This window comes from Pseudomonas sp. TE12234 (genome assembly GCF_054061835.1).
This window is the reverse complement of record NZ_JBSSEP010000030.1, coordinates 17,510-40,881: the sequence shown is the minus strand read 5'-3', so window position 1 is coordinate 40,881 and position 23,372 is coordinate 17,510. Positions and strand designations below refer to the sequence as shown.

Annotated in this window: 22 protein-coding genes; 2 read left to right on the top strand and 20 right to left on the bottom strand. The window is 58.5% G+C overall.

From position 1 onward, the window contains the following. Nucleotides 1–268, top strand: a 268-nt coding sequence (locus ACVWYU_RS29335; RefSeq protein ID WP_457374353.1) for a hypothetical protein, incomplete at its 5' end; no start/stop codon positions are given. Between the two features lie 277 nt (nt 269–545). Here ACVWYU_RS29335 and rpoS read toward each other — a convergent pair. The 8 genes from rpoS to ACVWYU_RS29295 form a co-directional block, all read right to left on the bottom strand. Next, on the bottom strand, nt 546–1,553 hold the full coding sequence (rpoS, locus tag ACVWYU_RS29330) for an RNA polymerase sigma factor RpoS (protein ID WP_059407844.1): 1,008 nt from the start codon (nt 1,551–1,553) through the stop codon (nt 546–548). A 103-nt stretch (nt 1,554–1,656) separates the two neighbouring features. After that, nucleotides 1,657–2,514, bottom strand: a complete 858-nt coding sequence (locus tag ACVWYU_RS29325; RefSeq protein WP_090316990.1) for a peptidoglycan DD-metalloendopeptidase family protein — start codon at nt 2,512–2,514, stop codon at nt 1,657–1,659. A gap of 211 nt (nt 2,515–2,725) precedes the next feature. Next, entirely contained in the window at nt 2,726–3,361 is a 636-nt protein-coding gene (locus tag ACVWYU_RS29320; RefSeq protein WP_247254909.1) for a protein-L-isoaspartate(D-aspartate) O-methyltransferase, read from the bottom strand. Between the two features lie 41 nt (nt 3,362–3,402). Continuing rightward, nucleotides 3,403–4,152: a 5'/3'-nucleotidase SurE gene (gene surE, locus ACVWYU_RS29315; protein WP_247254872.1), complete on the bottom strand. Its 750-nt coding sequence runs from the start codon at nt 4,150–4,152 to the stop codon at nt 3,403–3,405. Beyond that, complete coding sequence (truD, locus tag ACVWYU_RS29310) at nt 4,140–5,198, bottom strand: tRNA pseudouridine(13) synthase TruD (RefSeq protein ID WP_457374352.1); 1,059 nt, start codon at nt 5,196–5,198, stop codon at nt 4,140–4,142. Before truD ends, surE begins: the two co-directional genes overlap by 13 nt. Further along, nucleotides 5,195–5,668 (bottom strand): 2-C-methyl-D-erythritol 2,4-cyclodiphosphate synthase, encoded by a 474-nt coding sequence (gene ispF, locus ACVWYU_RS29305; protein WP_090316982.1) that lies wholly within the window; start codon nt 5,666–5,668, stop codon nt 5,195–5,197. The genes truD and ispF overlap by 4 nt, the downstream gene beginning before the upstream one ends. A gap of 103 nt (nt 5,669–5,771) precedes the next feature. Beyond that, nucleotides 5,772–6,641 carry an S-formylglutathione hydrolase gene (fghA, locus tag ACVWYU_RS29300; protein ID WP_247254873.1) on the bottom strand — a complete coding sequence of 290 codons (870 nt, stop codon included), beginning with the start codon at nt 6,639–6,641 and terminating at the stop codon, nt 5,772–5,774. Nucleotides 6,642–6,649: 8 nt separating this feature from the next. Next, nucleotides 6,650–7,762, bottom strand: a complete 1,113-nt coding sequence (locus ACVWYU_RS29295; RefSeq protein ID WP_457374351.1) for an S-(hydroxymethyl)glutathione dehydrogenase/class III alcohol dehydrogenase — start codon at nt 7,760–7,762, stop codon at nt 6,650–6,652. 107 nt (nt 7,763–7,869) lie between these two features. Here ACVWYU_RS29295 and ACVWYU_RS29290 point away from each other — a divergent pair, with 107 nt between their 5' ends. Continuing rightward, nucleotides 7,870–8,766, top strand: coding sequence for a LysR substrate-binding domain-containing protein (locus ACVWYU_RS29290; RefSeq protein ID WP_090316976.1), 897 nt, complete (start codon nt 7,870–7,872; stop codon nt 8,764–8,766). Between the two features lie 6 nt (nt 8,767–8,772). Here ACVWYU_RS29290 and ispD read toward each other — a convergent pair whose 3' ends face one another. The 12 genes from ispD to fabZ form a co-directional block, all read right to left on the bottom strand. Next, entirely contained in the window at nt 8,773–9,480 is a 708-nt protein-coding gene (gene ispD / locus ACVWYU_RS29285; RefSeq protein ID WP_247254875.1) for a 2-C-methyl-D-erythritol 4-phosphate cytidylyltransferase, read from the bottom strand. Then, a complete protein-coding gene (gene ftsB / locus ACVWYU_RS29280; protein WP_047526337.1) occupies nt 9,477–9,755 on the bottom strand; it encodes a cell division protein FtsB in 279 nt (92 codons plus the stop codon). Before ftsB ends, ispD begins: the two co-directional genes overlap by 4 nt. A 171-nt stretch (nt 9,756–9,926) precedes the next feature. Then, nucleotides 9,927–11,216 (bottom strand): phosphopyruvate hydratase, encoded by a 1,290-nt coding sequence (gene eno / locus ACVWYU_RS29275; RefSeq protein ID WP_090316970.1) that lies wholly within the window; start codon nt 11,214–11,216, stop codon nt 9,927–9,929. A gap of 156 nt (nt 11,217–11,372) precedes the next feature. Then, nucleotides 11,373–12,218 carry a 3-deoxy-8-phosphooctulonate synthase gene (gene kdsA / locus ACVWYU_RS29270; RefSeq protein WP_247254876.1) on the bottom strand — a complete coding sequence of 282 codons (846 nt, stop codon included), beginning with the start codon at nt 12,216–12,218 and terminating at the stop codon, nt 11,373–11,375. A gap of 5 nt (nt 12,219–12,223) precedes the next feature. Beyond that, on the bottom strand, nt 12,224–13,855 hold the full coding sequence (locus ACVWYU_RS29265; protein ID WP_090316963.1) for a CTP synthase: 1,632 nt from the start codon (nt 13,853–13,855) through the stop codon (nt 12,224–12,226). A 274-nt stretch (nt 13,856–14,129) separates the two neighbouring features. After that, complete coding sequence (tilS, locus tag ACVWYU_RS29260; RefSeq protein ID WP_457374350.1) at nt 14,130–15,458, bottom strand: tRNA lysidine(34) synthetase TilS; 1,329 nt, start codon at nt 15,456–15,458, stop codon at nt 14,130–14,132. Nucleotides 15,459–15,596: 138 nt separating this feature from the next. Beyond that, nucleotides 15,597–16,544, bottom strand: a complete 948-nt coding sequence (locus ACVWYU_RS29255) for an acetyl-CoA carboxylase carboxyltransferase subunit alpha (protein WP_090316955.1) — start codon at nt 16,542–16,544, stop codon at nt 15,597–15,599. Between the two features lie 139 nt (nt 16,545–16,683). After that, entirely contained in the window at nt 16,684–20,205 is a 3,522-nt protein-coding gene (gene dnaE / locus ACVWYU_RS29250; protein ID WP_247254878.1) for a DNA polymerase III subunit alpha, read from the bottom strand. 77 nt (nt 20,206–20,282) lie between these two features. Continuing rightward, entirely contained in the window at nt 20,283–20,909 is a 627-nt protein-coding gene (gene rnhB, locus ACVWYU_RS29245; RefSeq protein WP_060541039.1) for a ribonuclease HII, read from the bottom strand. Nucleotides 20,910–20,920: 11 nt separating this feature from the next. Beyond that, nucleotides 20,921–22,051: a lipid-A-disaccharide synthase gene (gene lpxB, locus ACVWYU_RS29240; RefSeq protein WP_457374349.1), complete on the bottom strand. Its 1,131-nt coding sequence runs from the start codon at nt 22,049–22,051 to the stop codon at nt 20,921–20,923. 2 nt (nt 22,052–22,053) lie between these two features. Further along, entirely contained in the window at nt 22,054–22,830 is a 777-nt protein-coding gene (gene lpxA / locus ACVWYU_RS29235; RefSeq protein ID WP_390959050.1) for an acyl-ACP--UDP-N-acetylglucosamine O-acyltransferase, read from the bottom strand. Beyond that, nucleotides 22,827–23,267, bottom strand: a complete 441-nt coding sequence (gene fabZ, locus ACVWYU_RS29230) for a 3-hydroxyacyl-ACP dehydratase FabZ (RefSeq protein ID WP_007940511.1) — start codon at nt 23,265–23,267, stop codon at nt 22,827–22,829. Before fabZ ends, lpxA begins: the two co-directional genes overlap by 4 nt. Between the last annotated feature and the right edge of the window lie 105 nt (nt 23,268–23,372).

Sequence of the window (23,372 nt, the reverse complement as noted above, 5' to 3'; positions counted from 1 at the left end):
CCTTTTTCCGCCTGTTGCCCGCACAAAAAACAAACGCCCCGAACAAGTCGGGGCGTTTGTTGGGCTGGCCTTCAGTGTGTTTTCACACAGTCTTCTTGTGGGCCTTTTTGCTTTTCCATGGGCGAAAAAAAGGGGCGGTTTGACCCGCCCACATTTTTTCCTTATTCCCTTTGTTCCTTTTCATCGTCCTGATGAATCGCTTCCTGCGATGTCCCTTCCCTTCGTCCTTGAAGGGCGTGTCTGTCCGTCGACACAGCCCGAATACTAGAGCGTTCAGCGGTAAGAGCAATCGGGCTCCGGGGCTGGCCCGGCTTGTCATATATCGTAAATCTTAAGTTTTTTACCTACGTTTCAATGGGATAGATCTTCTCTGTCAGATGTATAACCGACGACTGCCCTGGAAAAATAACGAACACTTACGAAAGAGTAAGCAATGACTTACAACGCAAGACTACGAACCAGAGGTCATGCCCGGGGATGCAGTCGTTTTCTCTCCAACAACAAAAAGCCCCGAACCAGTCGGGGCTTTTTTAGCTACGAGACAGTTACTGGAACAGCGACTCGCTGGACAGGCCGTTTTTCTCCAGAATCTCCCGAAGACGCTTCAGGCCTTCAACCTGAATCTGTCTGACTCGTTCCCGAGTCAGGCCAATCTCAAGGCCTACGTCTTCAAGGGTGCTGCTTTCGTGGCCGCGCAGACCGAAACGCCGCACCACCACTTCGCGCTGCTTGTCGGTCAACTCTGAAAGCCACTGATCGATGCTCTGGGACAGGTCGTCATCCTGCAACAGTTCGCATGGATCGGTTGGGCGATCGTCAGTAAGGGTATCCAGCAGGGTTTTATCCGAATCCGGACCCAGCGAGACGTCGACCGAAGAAACCCGCTCGTTCAGGCCCAGCATGCGCTTGACCTCACCTACCGGTTTTTCCAGCAGGTTGGCTATTTCTTCGGGTGAGGGTTCATGGTCGAGTTTTTGCGTCAGCTCCCGTGCGGCCCGCAGGTACACGTTGAGCTCTTTGACCACATGAATCGGCAACCGGATGGTCCGGGTCTGATTCATGATTGCGCGTTCGATGGTTTGACGAATCCACCAGGTTGCGTAGGTCGAGAAGCGGAAGCCGCGTTCAGGGTCAAATTTCTCTACCGCGCGGATCAACCCCAGGTTGCCCTCCTCGATCAGATCCAGCAACGACAAACCGCGATTGACGTAACGCCGGGCAATTTTCACTACCAGCCGCAAGTTACTTTCGATCATGCGTTTGCGTCCGGCCGGATCGCCACTTTGCGACAGGCGCGCAAAATGAACTTCTTCTTCGGGGGACAATAATGGGGAAAAACCGATTTCATTGAGATACAGCTGCGTGGCATCGAGTGCACGCGTGTAATCAATGTATTTGTGCTGCTTTAACGACGCGGAGTGTTTGGATTTGGCACGAACGGAAGGTGGAGCCGCCCCTTCATCATTCGACATCGAATCCGTACCGATGCCGGTCTCCATAAGGAGAACCTCATCGTCGATGTCAAACTCCGGCACTTCTTTACTGAGAGCCATTGTTATAGTCCTTTGGTGAGTTCGACCTCAAGCTCAAGCGGCGCCTTTATCCTTGGCAACGCTGGAGCCTGTCCCCTCTACGATGGAACAGGCTGGTAAGCGATCAACGACGTGGCAGGAATTGCAGCGGATCTACAGGTTTACCTTGCCGGCGAATCTCAAAATGCAGTTTCACCCGGTCCGTACCCGTTGACCCCATTTCGGCAATTGTCTGTCCGACCTTGACCTGCTGCCCCTCCCGAACCAACAGCCTGCGGTTGTGTCCGTAGGCACTGACGTAGGTTTCGCTGTGTTTGATGATCACTAATTCGCCGTAGCCCCTTAAGCCACTCCCGGCGTATACGACAGTCCCATCAGACGCAGCTAAAACAGGCTGTCCCAAATCCCCGGCGATATCAATTCCTTTATTCAAACTACCGTTTGAAGAGAATTTTCCAATTAAAATGCCATTAGATGGCCATCCCCAGCCGGTCGGGGCCGGGCCCGGGGGAGGCAATGGTTCGGGAGCCGGCTTGTTGGCGACGGACGGTACCACCGTCGGCGCAGTGGTGGTCGAACCGTTTACCGGACGACGGATCACCGTGGTTTTAATCGAGGACGATGGCGTTGAATTTGACGAACTGACTGTCGTTGTCGACGTTGAATCGCTGCGTCCGTCGAAGCGAATCGTCTGACCCGGATGGATCGTATAAGGCGCAGGAATGTTGTTGCGCGCCGCCAGGGCCTTGTAGTCCCAGCCATAGCGAAAGGCAATGGAAAACAGGGTGTCTTTGGGGCGAACGACGTACTGCCCCGTCGTCACGGCCGGACGCTGGGCCACGGCATTGTTGCGATCGACCACGCGTACATCGCTGGATTTGTTGCTGGAACATCCGACCAGCAAGGTGCTCAAGACAAGGCCAGTCACCAGGCGCTGAAAGCTCGTTATACCCATACGCTGCGCAATGACTGTGAGACTCACCCGCCGCTCCCTTTATGGTGGCTGAAAATGTGATTTGCCGTGTTTAGGCATGAAGTGTCGCAAGTATAACGGGCCGGGCACGCTTTACCTTTAATGAAGCGAAATGGCTTCGCGCACACGTTTGCTGCCCGATAAAACAACCTGTTTAACTGATCGACGCCGCTATAAGACAAAGGCAATCGAGGAGAATTCAGCGGGCCGAAACAAATGCTCAGGCCAGTGGCCCGTTGAGCAACGGAACGAAGCGCACCGCCTCCAGAACGCGCCTGGAAAAGCCGTGTTCTTCTCGAATGATCAGCAGCAACTGCTGAACCTCTCCCGACCCCACCGGGATCACCATACGCCCGCCGGGTGCCAGTTGATCGAGGAGCGCCTGCGGGACATCGGTCGCCACCGCTGTCACGATAATGCCATTGTACGGCGCCAGCGCCGGCCAGCCTTCCCAGCCATCGCCCCAACGAAACACCACATTGCGCAGGTTCAATTCAACCAGGCGTTCCTTGGCGCGATCCTGAAGGACTTTGATGCGCTCGACGGAAAACACTCGTTCGACCAGCTGCGACAAAACAGCCGTCTGATAACCCGACCCCGTTCCGATTTCCAGCACTTTGTCCAATGGACCGGCTTCCAGCAGCAGCTCGCTCATGCGCGCCACCATATAAGGCTGGGAAATGGTCTGGTTATGCCCGATCGGCAGTGCCGTATCTTCGTAGGCGCGGTGCGCCAGCGCTTCGTCGACGAACAGGTGACGAGGTGTGCGGCGGATGACTTCCAGCACCTTGGCGTTCGACAACCCTTCCTCGTACAAACGCTGGATAAGGCGCTCACGGGTCCGTTGCGAAGTCATCCCGATGCCGCGACGCAGCATATCGTCGTGCTCACGAGACATTAGCGCAGCCCCTCCAGCCAGCCATCGAGACTTCTGAAGGCGTCATTGAAGGTACGATCCAGTTGCAATGGGGTAATGGACACATAGCCCTGCATGACCGCATGAAAATCAGTGCCCGGACCGCCGTCCTCGGCATCCCCGGCAGCCGCGATCCAGTATCCGGCCTTGCCTCGCGGGTCGACCACCTGCGTCGGCGCCGCCGCACGGGCGCGATGGCCGAGACGGGTCAACTGGATACCGCGGATGTGGGCCAGCGGCAAATTCGGAATGTTCACGTTCAATACCGTACGCGGAGGAAGTTCAAGTTCAGCATGAGCTTCGACCAGTTTGCGCGCAAAGTACGCCGCCGTAGGAAGGTTCTCGACTTGTCGTGAGACCAACGAAAAGGCGAACGAAGGACGCGCCAGGAAACGCCCTTCGAGCGCGGCCGCCACGGTTCCGGAATACAGGACATCGTCCCCCAGGTTGGCGCCCAGGTTGATCCCGGACACCACCATGTCCGCTTCACGCTCCAGCAAGCCATTGAGGCCCAGGTGCACGCAATCGGTCGGCGTGCCATTCACGCTGATAAAGCCATTGGTCAGCGTCTGCGGGTGCAACGGACGGTCGAGCGTCAATGAGCTGCTGGCGCCGCTTTTGTCCTGGTCCGGGGCGATAACCACGCACTCGGTGTAATCCGCCAGCGCAGCATAAAGCGCGGCGAGACCGGGTGCGGTTACCCCATCGTCGTTTGAAATCAGAATACGCATGGGCTGTCCGTTTGCCCCACCGGCACCAGATCAACGAGTTCGCGCACCAATACAGTGGCGAAGCATCCGGCCGGCAGGACGAATTCCAGTTGCAGAATGTCAGGCTCGGGATAATGCCACGTCAACCCGGCTATGGGCAGTCGCAGGATGCGACGTTCGTGGCTCATTCCGGCGTTAATCAACCAATCGCGAAGGTCGGCTTCGCGGGCGGCGATTGCCTGCTCCAGTTCATGGACAGCGCCCGCGGTCGGCGAGTCACCTTCGCCCCACTGCGGGCCGGTCGGATGCAGATCGAGAATCGCCAGACGCGGGTCGCTGCACTCGGCCTCACCGGCCGGAAAGAAGCTGCGGCTATCGGTGAATGCCAGCAAATCACCCACTTGGGCGCGCTGCCAGGTGCCATCGGCGACACGGGCGGCCAACACCTGGTTGAACAGAAAACTACGGGCTGTGGAGAGCAGGCGCGACCTGACGTTGCGTTGCTCTGGCAAGGCCTTGCGCGCAGCCCAGGCGCGGGCATCGACCACATTGCCGCCATCGTGCCCGAAGCGCTGGGCGCCGAAATAGTTGGGGATGCCTTGTTGGGCGATCAACTGCAGGCGCTCTTCAATGGCCGCCTTGTTGCCGGCGAACTGCGTCAGGCGCAAAGTAAAGCCATTGGCCGAGTGGGCGCCGCGTTGCAGCTTGCGCTTGTGCCGACTGGTCTTGAGGATTTTCAGCGTGTCGTTTTCTGCCGCCGACAGATCCGGATCGGCCTTGCCCGGCAACTGCACGCTGAACCACTGTCGTGTCAGCGCCTGGCGATCCTTGAGCCCGGCATAGCTGACGGTGCGCAATGGCACGCCAGCGGCCTTGGCAATGCGCCGCGCTGCTTCTTCCGTATTCAGGCCGCGTTTTTCCACCCAGATCCACAGGTGTTCGCCATCACCGCTCAAAGGGATATCAAGGACTTCGTCGACCTGAAAATCTTCCGCGATGGCTTTCAAGACTGCGGTGCCGAGGGCTTCACCATAGGCCCGCGGGCCGAGCAATTGCAGTTCGTTCATGCGCGCAGCAACAAGGCAACGGAGTGCACCGCAATACCTTCTTCGCGACCGACAAAGCCAAGCTTTTCGGTAGTGGTAGCCTTGACGTTCACTTGATCCAACTCAACTTGAAGATCCGCGGCAATCAGCGCGCGCATCGATTCGATATGCGGGGCCATTTTCGGCGCCTGGGCGACGATGGTGTTATCGACGTTGCCGACCTTCCAGCCCTTGGCGTGAATCAGTGCGACGACATGACGCAACAGCCCACGGCTGTCGGCGCCCTTGAATTGCGGGTCGGTGTCCGGGAAATGCTTGCCGATGTCACCCAGCGCAGCCGCGCCGAGCAAGGCATCGCTCAAGGCGTGGAGCAGGACGTCACCGTCGGAATGGGCGAGCAGCCCGAAGCCGTGTGCAATGCGCACGCCGCCCAAAGTGATGAAATCGCCTTCAGCGAAACGGTGCACATCATAGCCGTGGCCAATACGCATAAAAAAACGCCCCGATTTTTGTCAGGGCGTGATTCTACCTGCTATTGAGCGGCTAGTGTCCTGTCTCACAAGTACGTTCCTCTTTTGACGACAACAGACGCCGTCAAAAAGGAACAGTACTTGCGAGACGGGGCACTAAAGCATGCGCGTGATGCCGCAAGTGATCATCGATGAAACTGGCGATGAAGAAATAGCTGTGGTCGTAGCCGGGCTGCAAGCGCAACGTCAGCGGATGACCGGCCAGTTTGGCAGCCTGCTGCAAGGCTTCGGGCTTAAGCTGGGTGGCCAGGAAATCATCGCGATCACCCTGATCGACCAGCAGCGGCAACTTCTCGTCAGCCTCGGCAATCAATGCGCAGGCATCCCACTCGCGCCATTTGGAACGGTCTTCCCCGAGGTATCGGGAAAAAGCCTTCTGCCCCCAAGGGCAGTCCATCGGATTGTTGATCGGCGAAAACGCCGACACCGAGAGATAACGCCCCGGGTTGCGCAAGGCGCAGATCAACGCACCGTGTCCGCCCATGGAGTGACCACTGATGCCGCGCTTGTCCGACGCAGGGAAATGAGCCTCGACCAAGGCAGGTAATTCCTGCACGACGTAGTCATGCATCCGATAGTGACGCGACCAGGGTTCCTGCGTGGCATTCAGATAAAAACCTGCGCCGAGACCGAAGTCCCAAGCGCCATCGGGATCGCCCGCCACCTCCGGACCACGAGGGCTGGTGTCCGGTGCAACGATGATCAATCCCAGCTCGGCAGCCATGCGCATCGCGCCGGCCTTCTGCATGAAGTTCTCGTCGGTGCAGGTCAGGCCGGACAGCCAGTACAGCACCGGCAGTTGACCGCCCTGCTCCGCCTGCGGCGGCAGGTACACGGCAAACACCATGTCGCAGCCGAGCACGTCGGAGCGATGCCGGTAACGCTTGTGCCAGCCGCCGAAGCTTTTCTGGCAGGAAATATTTTCCAGGCTCATGGCTGACCTCAGAAATGGATGACGGTGCGGATGCTTTTTCCTTCATGCATCAGGTCGAAAGCCTTGTTGATATCTTCCAGGCCCATGGTGTGGGTGATGAAGGTGTCCAACGGGATTTCCCCGGTTTCGGCCATTTCCACGTAGCTTGGCAACTCGGTACGGCCGCGTACGCCACCGAACGCCGAACCGCGCCAGACGCGACCGGTGACCAACTGGAACGGACGGGTGGAGATTTCCTGACCGGCACCGGCGACACCGATGATGACCGACTCACCCCACCCCTTGTGGCAGCACTCCAGTGCGGCACGCATCAATTGGACGTTGCCGATGCATTCGAAGGAGAAGTCGACGCCACCATCGGTCATGTCGACGATGACTTCCTGAATCGGACGGTCGAAGTCTTTCGGGTTCACGCAGTCGGTTGCACCCAACTGTTTGGCGATTTCAAATTTGGCCGGGTTGATATCGATGGCAATGATACGGCCGGCCTTGGCTTTGACTGCACCGATGACAGCCGACAGACCGATACCGCCAAGGCCGAAAATGGCCACGGTATCACCGGGTTTCACCTTGGCAGTGTTGAGGACTGCGCCGATGCCGGTGGTGACACCACAACCCAACAGGCAGACTTTTTCCAGGGGCGCTTCTTTAGCGATCTTGGCCACGGAGATTTCCGGCAACACGGTGTACTCGGAAAAAGTCGAAGTGCCCATGTAGTGGAAAATCGTTTCACCCTTGTAGGAAAAACGCGAAGTGCCATCCGGCATCAGACCTTTGCCCTGAGTTGCGCGAATTGCCTGGCAAAGGTTGGTTTTGCCCGACAGACAGAATTTGCACTGACGGCATTCAGGGGTGTACAGCGGGATCACATGGTCGCCGACGGTCACAGAGGTCACGCCCTCGCCAATGGCTTCGACAATCGCACCACCTTCGTGACCGAGAATCGACGGAAAGATACCTTCCGGGTCGGCACCGGACAGGGTGTAGGCATCGGTATGGCAAACACCGGAAGCCACCACGCGCAGCAACACTTCACCGGCCTTGGGCATGGCGACATCGACTTCAACAATCTCCAGAGGTTTCTTGGCCTCGAAGGCAACGGCGGCGCGCGACTTGATCATGGTGATTCTCCAGTGAATAAAAACGAGACAGGGAGTGTATTACAGCGCCTTACGGTGAATAATCCGGACAAAAGCAAAACATTATTGCTACACAGGGATAATCCAGGATGTCCGAAAATCGCTGGGAAGGTATCGACGAATTTGTCGCGGTCGCCGAATGCAGTCAGTTCACCGCTGCCGCCGAACGCCTGGGGGTTTCTTCCTCCCACATCAGTCGACAAATCGTACGACTGGAAGAACGCCTGCAAACCCGCTTGCTCTATCGCAGTACGCGCCGGGTCGCGCTGACCGAAGCTGGGCAAACTTTTTTGCAACATTGCCAGCGTTTGCAGGACGGTCGCGAGGAGGCGTTGCGCGCGGTCGGCGACTTGACCAGCGAGCCCAAGGGCATGTTGCGCATGACCTGCGCCGTAGCCTACGGCGAACGCTTTATCGTGCCACTGGTCACGCGCTTCATGGGGCTCTATCCGCAGTTGCGGATCGACATTGAACTGAGCAATCGCCAGCTCGATCTGGTGCATGAGGGCCTGGACCTGGCCATCCGCCTGGGTCGCTTGCAGGACTCGCGACTGGTCGCCACCCGCCTCGCGCCACGGCGCATGTTTCTTTGCGCGTCGCCTTCCTACCTGGAACGTTATGGTCGCCCACACAGTTTGTCGGAATTGAGCCGTCATAACTGCCTGATCGGCAGCTCCGATCTCTGGCAACTGGAACAGAACGGGCGGGAATTTTCCCAGCGCGTCCAGGGAAACTGGCGCTGTAACAGTGGGCAAGCGGTGCTGGATGCGGCGCTACAGGGCGTAGGGTTATGCCAGCTGCCGGATTATTACGTGCTGGAGCATTTGAAAAGCGGTGCGTTGATTTCGCTATTGGAGGCGCATCAGCCGCCGAACACTGCGGTGTGGGCGCTTTATCCACAGCAACGGCATCTGTCGCCCAAGGTGCGCAAACTGGTCGATTATCTGAAGGAAGGATTGGCCGAAAGACCCGAATATCGGGGTTAGGATCGACTAGCCTCGGTTAGCCCAACGTTGACGCAACCACTCCAAATCTTCAGGGCGAGTGACCTTGAGATTATCGGCGCGCCCTTCGATCAGGCGCGGCGCCATCCCCGCCCACTCCATGGCTGAAGCTTCGTCGGTAATGACGGCGTCGGCCACCAGGCTGTCCGCCAGCGCGCGATGCAATGCGCCAAGACGGAACATCTGCGGCGTATAGGCTTGCCAGATCACGCTGCGATCCACGGTTTCCACCACACGCCCCTGCTTATCGACCCGTTTCAAGGTATCCCGTGCCGGCACCGCCAGCAGTCCACCCACCGGATCCTCCGCCAGGTCGCCCAGCAACTTGTCCAGATCATCGCGACTCAGATTGGGCCGGGCAGCATCGTGCACCAACACCCAATCCTCATCGTCCGCACCTAACGCATGCAAGTGCAGCAACGCATTGAGTACCGATCCGGAACGCTCGGCACCGCCGTCAACGCGTTGAATGCGCCGATCGGAAGCACACGCCAGGTTCGGCCAGTAAGGATCATCAACAGCTAGACTGACCACCAACCCCTTGAGGGCCGGGTGATCAAGGAAACAGCCGAGGCTGTGTTCGAGAATAGTGCGCCCGCCCAATTGCAGGTATTGCTTGGGACGGTCTGCGGCCATACGGGCACCGACGCCCGCGGCAGGAATCACGGCCCAGAAGGCCGGTAGAGACACGTTCATTGCGCCAGCTGGTAAAGGGTTTCACCGTCCTTGACCATGCCCAGCTCATGGCGAGCCCGCTCTTCAACAGTCTCCATGCCCTTTTTCAACTCGCTGACTTCAGCGTCCATCACCCGATTGCGCTCCAGCAACGACTCGTTCTCAGCGTGCTGATCCGCGATCTGCTGAGTCAGTTCGGCCACTTGCGCCAGACTGCCATTGCCCACCCACAGGCGGTACTGCAGGCCAGCCAGCAGCAGGAGCAAGACGAGGAACAACCAATTGGGACTGCGCATCGAATATCAGGTATCCAGTGAAAAAAGACAGCCATACCAAAACATGAAGCTACTGATAGCACGAAGCCTGGATGAACCAGGCTTGTGCTTATAAGGCATCAGATTAGTGGTAAAAACGTCGCCGCAGCGATTTTTCCGACACAATCCGGTGTCTTTTTTACTATGTACTGGTTAGCCGCGGAATTCGCTGCGGCCGTTGTACTTGGCTTTGCCGTTCAACTGCTCTTCGATACGCAGCAGTTGGTTGTACTTGGAAACGCGATCGGAACGGCACAGGGAGCCGGTCTTGATCTGGCCAGCCGAGGTGCCCACAGCCAGGTCGGCAATGGTCGAGTCTTCGGTTTCGCCGGAGCGGTGCGAAATCACGGCGGTGTAACCAGCGGCCTTGGCCATCTGGATGGCTTCCAGGGTTTCGGTCAGGGTGCCGATCTGGTTGAACTTGATCAGGATCGAGTTGGCGATCTTTTTGTCGATGCCTTCTTTCAGGATCTTGGTGTTGGTCACGAACAGGTCGTCGCCTACCAGCTGGGTCTTCTCGCCGATCTTGTCGGTGAGGATTTTCCAGCCAGCCCAGTCGGACTCGTCCAGACCGTCTTCGATGGAAATGATTGGGTAACGCTCGGTCAGACCTTTCAGGTAATCAGCAAAACCTTCAGCGGTGAAGACTTGGCCTTCGCCCGACAGGTTGTATTTACCGTCTTCGTAGAATTCGCTGGCCGCGCAGTCCAGAGCCAGGGTCACGTCGGTGCCCAGCTTGTAACCGGCATTGGCCACGGCTTCGGAGATCACTTTCAAAGCGTCTTCGTTGGAGGCCAGGTTCGGCGCGAAACCACCTTCGTCACCGACGGCAGTGCTCAGGCCACGGGCCTTCAGCACGGCTTTGAGGTGATGGAAAATCTCGGTGCCCATGCGCAGACCTTCCGAGAAAGTCTTGGCGCCTACTGGCTGAACCATGAATTCCTGGATATCGACGTTGTTGTCGGCGTGCTCGCCACCGTTGATGATGTTCATCATCGGAACCGGCATCGAGTAAACACCCGGGGTGCCGTTCAGGTTGGCAATGTGAGCGTACAGCGGCAGATCCTGGTCCTGTGCAGCTGCCTTGGCCGCAGCCAGGGAAACGGCGAGGATCGCGTTGGCGCCCAGGGTTGCCTTGTTTTCAGTACCGTCGAGCTTGATCATCGCCAGATCCAGCGCTTTCTGGTCGCTTGGGTCTGTACCTTTCAACAGGTCGCGGATCGGACCATTGATGTTGGCAACGGCCTTCAGTACACCCTTGCCCAGGTAACGGCTTTTGTCGCCATCACGCAGCTCGAGCGCTTCACGCGAGCCAGTGGAAGCACCGGACGGCGCGCAGGCGCTGCCGATGATGCCGTTGTCGAGAAGCACGTCCGCTTCCACGGTGGGATTGCCACGGGAGTCGAGAACTTCACGACCTTTGATGTCGACGATTTTAGCCATTGTTGTAAACACTCCAAAGTTGACGAAAACGACGCAGCTGTAGGAAATCTTTTATCGTCGGCAAGTGATGTGCAGCGGGCAGACTTGCGGACGACAAGGCCCAGACCCGAGGGCCTGAGCGTTAAATCGTGCGGTACTTTACCGGAGAAATGAGGATTACGCGGTTTCTACCGTCGGAAAACTCTTCACCAGTTCGTCCAGGGCTTTTAGCTGGGCCAGGAATGGCTCCAGTTTGTCCAGACGCAAGGCGCAAGGGCCGTCGCACTTGGCGTTGTCCGGGTCCGGGTGGGCTTCAAGGAACAGGCCAGCCAGGGACTGACTCATGCCTGCCTTGGCCAGATCGGTGACCTGGGCGCGACGACCACCGGCGGAATCGGAGCGACCGCCAGGCATTTGCAAGGCGTGGGTCACGTCGAAGAACACCGGGTATTCGAACTGCTTCATGATGCCGAAGCCCAGCATGTCGACGACCAGGTTGTTGTAGCCAAAGCTCGAACCGCGTTCGCAGAGGATCAACTGATCATTACCGGCCTCCACGCACTTGTTCAGGATGTGTTTCATTTCCTGAGGCGCGAGGAATTGAGCCTTCTTGATATTGATCACGGCACCGGTCCTGGCCATCGCGACCACCAGGTCGGTCTGGCGCGACAGGAAGGCCGGCAGCTGAATGATGTCGCAGACTTCAGCAACGACCGCGGCCTGCTCCGGCTCATGGACGTCGGTGATGATCGGCACACCAAAGGCTTGCTTGATGTCCTGGAAAATCCGCATGCCCTCTTCCAGGCCGGGGCCACGGTAAGAGGTCACGGAGGAGCGGTTAGCCTTGTCGAAACTGGCCTTGAACACGTAAGGGATACCGAGCTTCTCGGTAACCTTCACGTACTCTTCGCAGACCTGCATCGCCATGTCGCGGCTTTCCAGCACGTTCATGCCACCGAACAGCACCATTGGCTTGTCGTTGGCAATCTCGATATCGCCTACACGGATGATCTTCTGCGCCATAAGGTTCAAGCCTTCTTCTGGTGTTGAGCCAAAGCGGCTTTGACGAAACCACTGAACAACGGGTGACCGTCGCGAGGTGTCGAGGTGAACTCAGGGTGGAACTGGCAAGCAACGAACCATGGGTGATCCGGTGCTTCGACCACTTCAACCAGCGCGCCATCACCGGAACGACCGGAGATTTTCAGGCCGGCTTCGATGATTTGCGGCAGCAGGTTGTTGTTCACTTCGTAGCGATGACGGTGACGCTCGACAATCACGTCCTTGCCGTAGCAATCGTGAACCAGGGAACCCGGCTCCAGCAGGCAGTCCTGCGCACCGAGGCGCATGGTGCCGCCCAGATCGGACGCTTCGGTACGGATTTCGACGGCACCTGTGGCATCTTCCCACTCGGTGATCAGGCCCACGACCGGGTGACCGCTGGCGCGATCGAACTCGGTGGAGTTGGCGTCTTTCCAGCCCATGACGTTACGAGCGAACTCGATCACGGCCACCTGCATGCCCAGGCAGATACCCAGGTATGGCACCTTGTTTTCGCGAGCGTATTGAACGGCAGTGATCTTGCCTTCCACGCCACGCAGACCAAAGCCACCCGGGACCAGGATTGCATCAACGCCTTCGAGCAGCGCGGTGCCCTGGTTTTCGATGTCTTCGGAATCGATGTAGCGCAGGTTGACCTTGGTACGGTTGCTGATGCCGGCATGACTCATCGCTTCGATCAGCGACTTGTAGGCGTCCAGCAGCTCCATGTACTTGCCGACCATGGCGATGGTGACTTCGTGCTCCGGGTTCAGCTTGGCGTCGACCACAGCTTCCCACTCGGACAGATCGGCACCGCCACATTGCAGGCCGAAACGCTCGACGACGAAATCGTCCAGACCCTGGGAATGCAGAATGCCCGGGATCTTGTAGATGGTGTCGGCGTCTTCCAGCGCGATCACTGCACGTTCTTCAACGTTGGTGAATTGCGCGATCTTGCGACGCGAAGACACATCAATCGGGTGATCGGAACGGCAAACCAGCACGTCAGGTTGCAGGCCGATGGAGCGCAGCTCCTTGACCGAGTGCTGGGTTGGCTTGGTTTTGGTTTCGCCGGCAGTGGCGATGTACGGCACCAGCGTCAGGTGCATCAGCATCGCGCGCTTGGCGCCGACTTCGAAACGCAACTGGCGGATGGCTTCGAGGAACGGTTGGGATTCGATGTCACCCACGGTGCCACCGATCTCGACCATCGCCACGTCGGCGTCGCCGGCGCCCTTGATGATACGGCGCTTGATTTCGTCGGTGATGTGCGGGATGACCTGGATGGTTGCGCCCAGGTAGTCACCACGACGCTCTTTGCGCAGCACATGCTCATAGACACGGCCGGTGGTGAAGTTGTTGTTCTGGGTCATGGTCGTGCGGATGAACCGCTCGTAGTGGCCCAGGTCCAGGTCGGTCTCGGCGCCGTCGTGGGTGACGAACACTTCTCCGTGCTGGAACGGGCTCATGGTGCCCGGGTCGACGTTGATGTACGGGTCCAGCTTCAGCATGGTGACCTTAAGTCCCCGCGCCTCCAGGATGGCCGCCAATGATGCCGATGCAATGCCTTTCCCCAATGAAGAAACAACACCGCCCGTGACGAATATGTAGCGCGTCATGAAAAACCCTAGAAGTCTGCGTTAAAGCGGTCCGAGCCGCCGGGGAAAGCGAAGGAAGGCCGAAGCCCCCGATCACCTGCATTAATCACAGTGCACCTTTCAAAAAAACCGCCGCGTTGGGACAGACCGGAAGATGAAACACCGGTACGTTGCTCGCTACACATTTTTTGGAATCGCCCAGCAAAGACTGCTTGGTAATCGGCAACTCCTGCAATTCAGGCGAATCCACAGAAGTTGTATCAAGAAGGGAGCGTAGTCTACCGGAAAGCCCCTTTCAGCTCAAACCTTGATCTTCGCTCGGCGGTTGCCAACACAATTTCCAGCCATCTGCCGTACTGCCATCCAGCCCCGGAAGGTTCGCCACCGCCAGCAATTGCTGACCTTTGTACAGCAGCGGCAATCTGCCGCGGACGAACAACGGTACAGCGCTTTCGTTGAGCAAACGCTTCAAGTCGCGATGACCCCGACCTGGCAAATCCATCACCTCGCCCCCTTCACGATAGCGGATCTGCAAGGGGCCATCGGGCATTTGCCCGGCAAGGGCAAGCACACCATTGTCGGGTAGGTCCCGTGGCAGCGCAGGGTCGGGCCACGCGCCAACAGCAGGAGGCGGACGCAACCAGGCGCCGGATAACCACCAGACTCGCCCCCCCGCGCGGTGCAACTCACCCTCCGCCAAGCGCCAGATGGGCCGCGCATCGCCAGTGGCATCGCGCAAATCCTCCCAACCCGACCAATGGTCGCTGTCCGGGAGGTTTGTCAGGGGCTCGAGCCAGTGACTCAAGGCGTTGCGTTGGCGCGCGTCGGAGAGTTTTTCCAACGGTGCCAATTCCAGCGACGGCAATCCCAGCCAGTCGAAATCACCGGGCGTGCTGGCCTGGCTCAAGTCGATTTGTGCCAACTCGCCGAGCAATCCTTGCGCTTCGCCCATATGCCTAGCGCTGCGGGCCATGCTCGCGATTGCCTGCGGCCAGCGCGCGGTCAATACCGGCAATACCTGATGACGCAGATAATTGCGCGAGAAGTGTTGATCCAGGTTGGAAGGGTCCTCAATCCATTTCAATTGATGCTCGGCCGCATAGGCTTCCAGATCGGCGCGAGTCGCATCCAGCAAGGGCCGCACCAGATAGCCTGTACCCAGCCGACGTTGGCGAGGCATCCCCGACAGACCTCGCACCCCCGCCCCCCGCAACAATCGGAACAGCAGCGTTTCCGCCTGGTCGTCATGATGCTGTCCAGTCAACAAAACTTCATTGGCCCGGGTAACCTCGACGAACACACCATAACGGGCATCCCGGGCCGCACGCTCAAGGCTGGCGCCGGGCTGAACCTGCACCCGACTCACGTGCAATGGCACTTGCAGTGCGTCACACACCGACCGGCAATGATCCGGCCAACCATCAGCCACAGGCTGAAGACCGTGATGGACATGAATGGCACTCAATGGCGGCAGGGATTCGGTTTTCGCGAGTTTTGCGAGAAGGTGCAGCAGGACGGTGGAGTCGAGACCACCGGAGAACGCGATGTGCCAGGCTTTGGCGTTGCGCCAGGGCGCGAGATTCAGGAGAAGCCTGGTGGGCAGATCAATATTTGACTGACTCATAACCTTCATTCACTTAAATCAAATGTGGGAGCGAGCTTGCTCGCGATAGCGGTATAACAGACAACGAATTGGTTGAATGTTAAGACTCCATCGCGAGCAAGCTCGCTCCCACATGGTAAAGCGAACAGCGAGGTCAGGTCAGAGACCGTAGCTCATCAGACGCTCGTAGCGACGATCCAGCAACGCCTTGTGATCGAGCTTCTTCAGCATCGCCAGTTGCGAGCTCAGTTCGGCACGGATATTGGCAGCGGCCGCCGCTGGATCACGGTGCGCACCACCCAAAGGCTCGCTGATCACTTTGTCCACGATGCCCAGGCCTTTGAGGCGCTCGGCGGTAATGCCCATGGCTTCAGCGGCGTCCGGTGCCTTCTCGGCGGTTTTCCACAGGATCGAAGCGCAACCTTCCGGCGAGATCACCGCGTAGGTCGAGTACTGCAGCATGTTCAACTGATCGCAAACACCGATCGCCAAAGCGCCACCGGAACCACCCTCACCGATCACGGTGGCGATGATTGGGGTTTTCAGGCGAGCCATGACACGCAGGTTCCAGGCAATGGCTTCGCTCTGGTTGCGCTCTTCGGCGTCGATGCCAGGGTAAGCGCCCGGCGTATCGATGAAGGTCAGAATCGGCATCTTGAAGCGTTCGGCCATTTCCATCAGGCGGCAGGCCTTGCGGTAGCCTTCCGGACGCGGCATGCCGAAGTTGCGGCGAACCTTTTCGCGCACTTCACGGCCTTTCTGGTGACCGATCACCATCACTGGCTGGTCATCCAGACGAGCGATACCGCCTACGATGGCGGCGTCGTCGGAGAAGTGGCGGTCGCCGTGCAACTCATCGAACTCGGTGAAGATATGTTCGATGTAGTCCAGGGTGTACGGGCGACGCGGGTGACGCGCCAGACGCGCGATCTGCCAGCTGGTCAGCTTGCCGAAGATGTCTTCGGTCAGGGTGCTGCTTTTATCCTGCAGGCGGGAGATCTCATCGCCGATATTCAGCGAATTGTCATTACCGACCAAGCGCAACTCTTCGATCTTGGCTTGCAGGTCGGCGATCGGCTGTTCGAAATCTAGAAAATTCGGGTTCATAGGCGTCCGTCTTGGGTCGACGTCCAAGAGAGCTTGGGCCGGCCGGTTGTCTATTCGCGCCCTACCTTAAGGGACAGGCGCGTTCAGGTCGAGATTAAAAATTCAGGTCAAGGTCAGGGCGATCCAACAGCCCTGACCGTCAACGGTATTGGAGGAAGACGTTGTCTCGCCCGAACTGGTCACGCAGGGCTTGAATCAACGCATCCGCCGGATCGATTCGCCAGCCTTCGCCGAACTGCAGCAAGGCTTTCGCATCGGGACTGGTGTAGTCCATGGTGATCGGGCACGCACCGCGGTGACGCTTGAGCAACTCACCCAGCCAGCGTAGCTGATCACCTTTCAAATCTTTCGCGTGCAACTTCAGGCGCAGGCTCTCAGCCAGGTTGGTACGCGCATCTTCCATGCTCATTACCCGCTTGACCCGCAACCGCAGGCCGCCTGAGAAGTCATCGTTGCTGACTTCGCCTTCAACTACCACCATTGCATCGGTCTGCAACAGTGATTGCGCGGAATGGAACGCATCGGCAAACAGCGACGCCTCGATCCGCCCGGAACGGTCATCAAGGGTAATGAACCCCATCTTGTCGCCCTTTTTGTTCTTCATTACACGCAGGGCGATGATCATGCCGGCGACCGTCTGGGTATCGCGCGCAGGCTTGAGATCAATGATGCGCTGACGGGCGAAACGGCGTATTTCACCTTCGTATTCGTCAATCGGGTGACCGGTCAGGTACAGGCCCAGGGTGTCTTTTTCCCCTTTCAACCGCTCCTTGAGGGTCAGTTCCTTGGCTCTGCGATGATTGGCGTAGACATCGGCATCTTCTTCGACGAACAAACCGCCAAACAGGTCGGCATGGCCGCTGTCGTGGGTGCGGGCAGTCTGCTCGGCAGCCTTGATCGCCTCTTCCATAGCCGTCAGCAGGACGGCACGATTGCGGTCGATATTGGCTTGATAGGCCTTCGGCTCGTCGTGGAAATACGGGCCAAGACGATCCAGCGCACCGCTGCGGATCAAGCCGTCGAGAGTGCGCTTGTTGATGCGCTTGAGGTCGACCCGGGCACAGAAATCGAACAGATCCTTGAACGGACCGTCCAGGCGCGCTTCGGTGATCGCTTCGACCGGCCCCTCGCCCACGCCCTTGATTGCGCCCAGGCCGTAAATGATCCGGCCTTCGTCGTTCACCGTGAACTTGAACTCCGAGGTGTTCACATCCGGTGCATCCAGGCGCAGCTTCATCGTGCGCACTTCTTCGATCAAGGTCACGACCTTGTCGGTGTTGTGCATATCCGCCGAAAGCACCGCCGCCATGAATGGCGCCGGGTAGTGCGCCTTGAGCCATGCCGTCTGGTACGAGACCAGACCATAAGCGGCGGAGTGGGATTTGTTGAAGCCGTAGCCGGCGAACTTTTCCACCAGGTCGAAGATGTTACCGGCCAGGTCGGCATCGATATTGTTGGTGGCGCAACCTTCAATGAAACCGCCACGCTGCTTGGCCATTTCTTCGGGCTTTTTCTTACCCATCGCCCGACGCAGCATGTCCGCACCGCCAAGGGTGTAGCCGGCCATGACCTGGGCAATCTGCATCACCTGTTCCTGATACAGGATGATGCCGTAGGTTGGCGCCAATACGGGTTTGAGGCCTTCGTACTGGTAATCCGAGTGCGGGTACGCCAGTTCGGCGCGACCGTGTTTACGGTTGATGAAGTCATCCACCATGCCCGATTGCAGCGGGCCGGGACGGAACAGCGCCACCAGTGCGATCAAGTCTTCCAGGCAGTCGGGCTTGAGCTTCTTGATCAGCTCTTTCATGCCGCGGGATTCGAGCTGGAACACCGCCGTGGTTTCGGCTTTTTGCAGCAGCGTGTAGGTCGGCTTGTCGTCCAGCGGGATAAACGCGATATCCAGCGGCGGCTCGTTGACCTTGGCGCGGTCGCGATTGATGGTTTTCAGCGCCCAGTCGATGATCGTCAGAGTCCGCAGGCCGAGGAAGTCGAACTTCACCAGACCAGCGGCTTCAACGTCGTCCTTGTCGAATTGGGTCACCAGGCCATCGCCTGCTTCGTCGCAATAGATCGGCGAGAAGTCGGTCAGCTTGGTGGGCGCGATCACCACGCCACCGGCGTGCTTGCCGACGTTACGCACCACACCTTCAAGCTTGCGGGCCATCTCCCAGATTTCCGCGGCTTCTTCATCGACCTTGATGAAGTCACGCAGGATCTCTTCCTGTTCGTAGGCCTTTTCCAGGGTCATGCCGACTTCGAACGGAATCATCTTCGACAGACGATCCGCCAGACCATAAGACTTGCCCTGCACCCGCGCCACGTCACGGACCACGGCTTTTGCGGCCATGGAACCGAAGGTGATGATCTGGCTTACCGCGTTGCGGCCGTACTTTTCGGCCACGTAGTCGATCACCCGGTCACGACCGTCCATGCAGAAGTCGACGTCGAAGTCGGGCATGGAGACCCGTTCCGGGTTAAGGAAACGTTCGAACAGCAGGTCATATTCCAGCGGGTCGAGGTCGGTGATCTTCTGTACATAGGCCACCAGCGATCCGGCACCCGATCCACGGCCAGGCCCCACCGGCACGCCGTTGTTCTTGGCCCACTGGATAAAGTCCATCACGATCAGGAAGTAACCCGGGAATCCCATCTGGATGATGATATCCAGCTCGAAATTCAGCCGGTCGACATAGACCTGGCGCTTGGCCTCATAGTCTTCAGTGGTGTCCTTGGGCAGCAGAACCGCAAGCCGCTCCTCAAGACCCTCGAAGGAAACCTTGCGGAAATATTCGTCGATGGTCATGCCATCGGGAATCGGGAAGTTGGGCAGGAAGTGCGTGCCCAGCTTGACTTCGATGTTGCAGCGCTTGGCGATCTCGACCGTGTTTTCCAGCGCTTCGGGAATATCGCTGAACAGCTCGGCCATTTCCTCGGCGCTTTTGAGGTACTGCTGATCGCTGTAATTCTTCGAACGCCGCGGATCGTCGAGGGCGCGGCCCTCACCGATGCAAACGCGGGTTTCGTGGGCCGCGAAGTCTTCCTGCTTGATGAAGCGCACATCGTTGGTCGCCACCAGCGGCGCACCGATTTTCTCGGCCAGCGCCACGGCGCCGTGCAGTTGCTCTTCGTCGTTGGGGCGGTTGGTGCGCTGGATTTCCAGATAGAAGCGGTCCGGGAACACCGCCATCCACTCCCGCGCCAAGGCTTCGGCTTCGTCCGGGTTGCCACTGAGCATCGCCTGGCCGATTTCGCCCTCTTTCGCTGCCGACAGCATGATCAAACCTGCGCTGGCTTCGGCAACCCACTCGCGCTCGATGATGATCGAACCATTACGCTGGCCGTCGATAAAGCCCCGTGAAATCAGCTCGGTAAGATTGCGATAACCTTCGGCGTTCATCACCAACAGGCTGATCCGGCTCAGCGGGTTGTCCGGATCCTTGTTCGACAGCCACAGGTCGGCGCCGCAGATCGGCTTGATCCCGGCACCCATGGCGGCTTTATAGAATTTGACCAGGGAACACATGTTGTTCTGATCGGTGACCGCAACGGCAGGCATGTTCATGCCGACCAGGGTCTTGACCAGCGGCTTGATCCGCACCAGACCGTCGACCAGGGAATATTCAGTGTGCAGGCGTAGATGAACGAATGAAGCCGGCATAGTGATCCTGCGTATATTCATGAAAACAACAAGGCCCGGATTGTACCGGGCCTTGGCAAAAAAAATCAGCCTTGCTGCTAACTCTCGATCAGGCTTTCCCGCGCTTCATAAGCCAGACGCACAGGTGCAAACGAACGTCGGTGGATAGGCGTCGGCCCAAGGCGTGCGAGCGCTTCCAGATGAACTGGCGTCGGGTAGCCTTTATGGCCGCCGATACCATAACCAGGGTAAATCAGCTCGAAAGCCGCCATTTCCCGATCACGACTGACCTTGGCCAGAATCGAAGCCGCTGCAATGGCCGGTACCTTGCCATCCCCCTGCACCACCGCTTCGGCGCGCATCGGCAATTTCGGACAGCGATTCCCGTCGATCATCGCCAGTTTCGGCTGGATATGCAGCCCTGCTACTGCGCGCTGCATGGCCAGCATGGTGGCATGCAGGATGTTCAGCTCGTCGATCTCTTCGACTTCCGCGCGGGCGATACACCAGCTCAGGGCTTTCTCGCAGATTTCATCGTAGAGTTTTTCGCGGCGAGCTTCGGTGAGTTTCTTGGAGTCATTCAAACCGAGAATCGGGCGGTTCGGATCAAGGATTACCGCAGCCGTCACCACGGCACCGCAGAGCGGACCGCGACCAACTTCGTCGACACCGGCAACCAATTCTTCCACTTCAGCGACCAAGGTGAAATCCAGCCCCATCTGCATGCTTGCTTTACTCATTGTACTTGGCCGATCAGGTTCAGCACCGCATCCGCCGCCTGATTAGAGGCATCCAGACGCAAGGTACGGTGGATTTCATCAAAACCGCGGGTTTGCTCTTCGCCACCCTCGATCAGCGGCGACAGGGTCTGGGCCAGGGCTTCGACCGTCGCATCGTCTTGCAGCAACTCGGGCACCAGCAGACGCTGGGCCAGCAGGTTCGGCAGAGAGACGTAGGGACTTTTCACCATCCGCTTGAGAATCCAGAACGTCAGCGGCGCCAAGCGATACGCGACCACCATAGGCCGTTTGTACAACAGGGCTTCAAGCGTTGCCGTTCCAGAGGCGATCAGTACCGCATCGCACGCCGCCAAGGCCAGATGGGATTTGCCATCGAGCAACGTGAGCGGCAGATCGCGACCGGCCAACAGCTCTTCAAGCTGCGCGCGGCGCTGCGCATTGGCACATGGCAAGACAAACCGCACGCCCGGACGCAGTGCCCGCAGGCGTTGGGCCGTGTCGAGAAACAATTCACCGAGACGGCCCACTTCGCCGCCTCGACTGCCGGGCATCAGGGCAACCAACGGCCCATCAGGCAATCCAAGCTCGGCCCGCGCTGCTGCGCGGTCTGCCTCGAGCGGAATGGCATCGGCAAGGGTGTGCCCGACAAACCGTACCGGCACGCCCTTCTCTTCATAGAACTTCGCTTCGAATGGAAATAGCGTGAGCATAAGATCGCAACCTTCGCGAATCTTCAGCACCCGCTTCTGCCGCCATGCCCAGACGGACGGGCTGACATAATGCACGGTCTTGATGCCGGCCTGACGCAGCTTGAGTTCGATATTGAGATTGAAGTCCGGGGCATCGATTCCGATGAACACGTCCGGCTTCGCAGCAATCAGGTCCGCGACCAGTTTCTTGCGACGCGCCAGCAATTCGCGCAACCGACCCAGCACTTCCACCAGGCCCATGACGGACAGGCGCTCCATCGGGAAATACGAGGTCAGGCCCTCAGCCTGCATCAATGGACCGCCGACACCGATGAACTCGACTGCCGGGTGTTGAGCCTTGAGCGCACGCATCAGCCCCGCACCCAGAATGTCACCGGAAGCCTCACCCGCCACCAGCGCGATTCGCAGATTGGCCATGACTAGCGGGTGATGCCGCGGGTCGAAGACTGGATGGAGTCGCGGAACACCGCCACTTCCGGGAATTGCTCAGACGATTCGGCCAGCTCGGCGAGCGCCTGCTCAACCGTCAGCCCCTGGCGGTAGACCACCTTGTAGGCGCGACGCAGGGCGTGGATTGCATCTTCGCTGAAACCACGACGGCGCATGCCCTCGAAGTTCATGCTGCGGGCTTCGGCCGGGTTGCCGAACACCGTGACATAAGCGGGAACGTCTTTACCGATGGCGGTCCCCATGCCGGAGAAGCTATGGGCGCCAATGTGGCAATACTGGTGAACCAGGGTAAAACCGGAAAGGATCGCCCAGTCGTCAACGTGCACATGGCCGGCAAGTGCAGTGTTATTGACCAGAATGCAATGATTGCCGATGACACTGTCGTGACCGATGTGCGCGTAGGCCATGATCAGGTTGTGGTCACCCAGTGTGGTTTCCGAACGGTCTTGAATAGTGCCCCGGTGAATGGTCACGCCTTCGCGGATGACGTTATGGTCGCCAATGACCAGTCGGGTTTCTTCACCCTTGTATTTCAGATCAGGCGTGTCCTCGCCTACCGAGGAAAACTGATAGATGCGATTGTGCTTACCGATTCGGGTCGGACCTTTGAGAATCACGTGCGGCCCGATCACTGTTCCCTCGCCGATTTCCACACCTGCGCCGACGATCGACCACGGGCCGACCTCGACACCGTCGGCCAGAACAGCCGTCGGATCGATGATTGCGCGAGGGTCAATCAAACTCATAGTTTGCGTTCCGCGCAGATGATTTCAGCAGAGCAGACTGGTTTGCCATCGACCGAAGCCTGGCATTCGAACTTCCAGATCTGACGCTTGCAGCTGATGAACTTGGCTTCAAGGATCAACTGGTCACCCGGCAACACCGGCTGGCGGAAACGCAGCTTGTCGGAACCGACGAAGTAGTAAAGCGTGCCATCAGCCGGCTTCACGTCGAGCATTTTGAAACCAAGGATCCCGGCAGCCTGAGCCATCGCCTCGATGATCAGCACGCCCGGCATGATTGGATGCGCGGGGAAGTGACCATTGAAGAATGGTTCGTTGATGCTGACATTCTTGTAGGCGCGAATGCGCTTGCCTTCCACATCCAGATCCACGACCCGATCCACCAGCAGGAACGGGTAACGGTGAGGCAGGTATTCGCGAATCTCGTTGATGTCCATCATTTCGGGGGGAAGCCTATGTAAAGATTGGAAGCGCGCGACTGACGCGCACTCCTCTAGCAAATCAAGGGCGCAGTCTAGCGGCTGTGCACGCTTGATATGGAAATG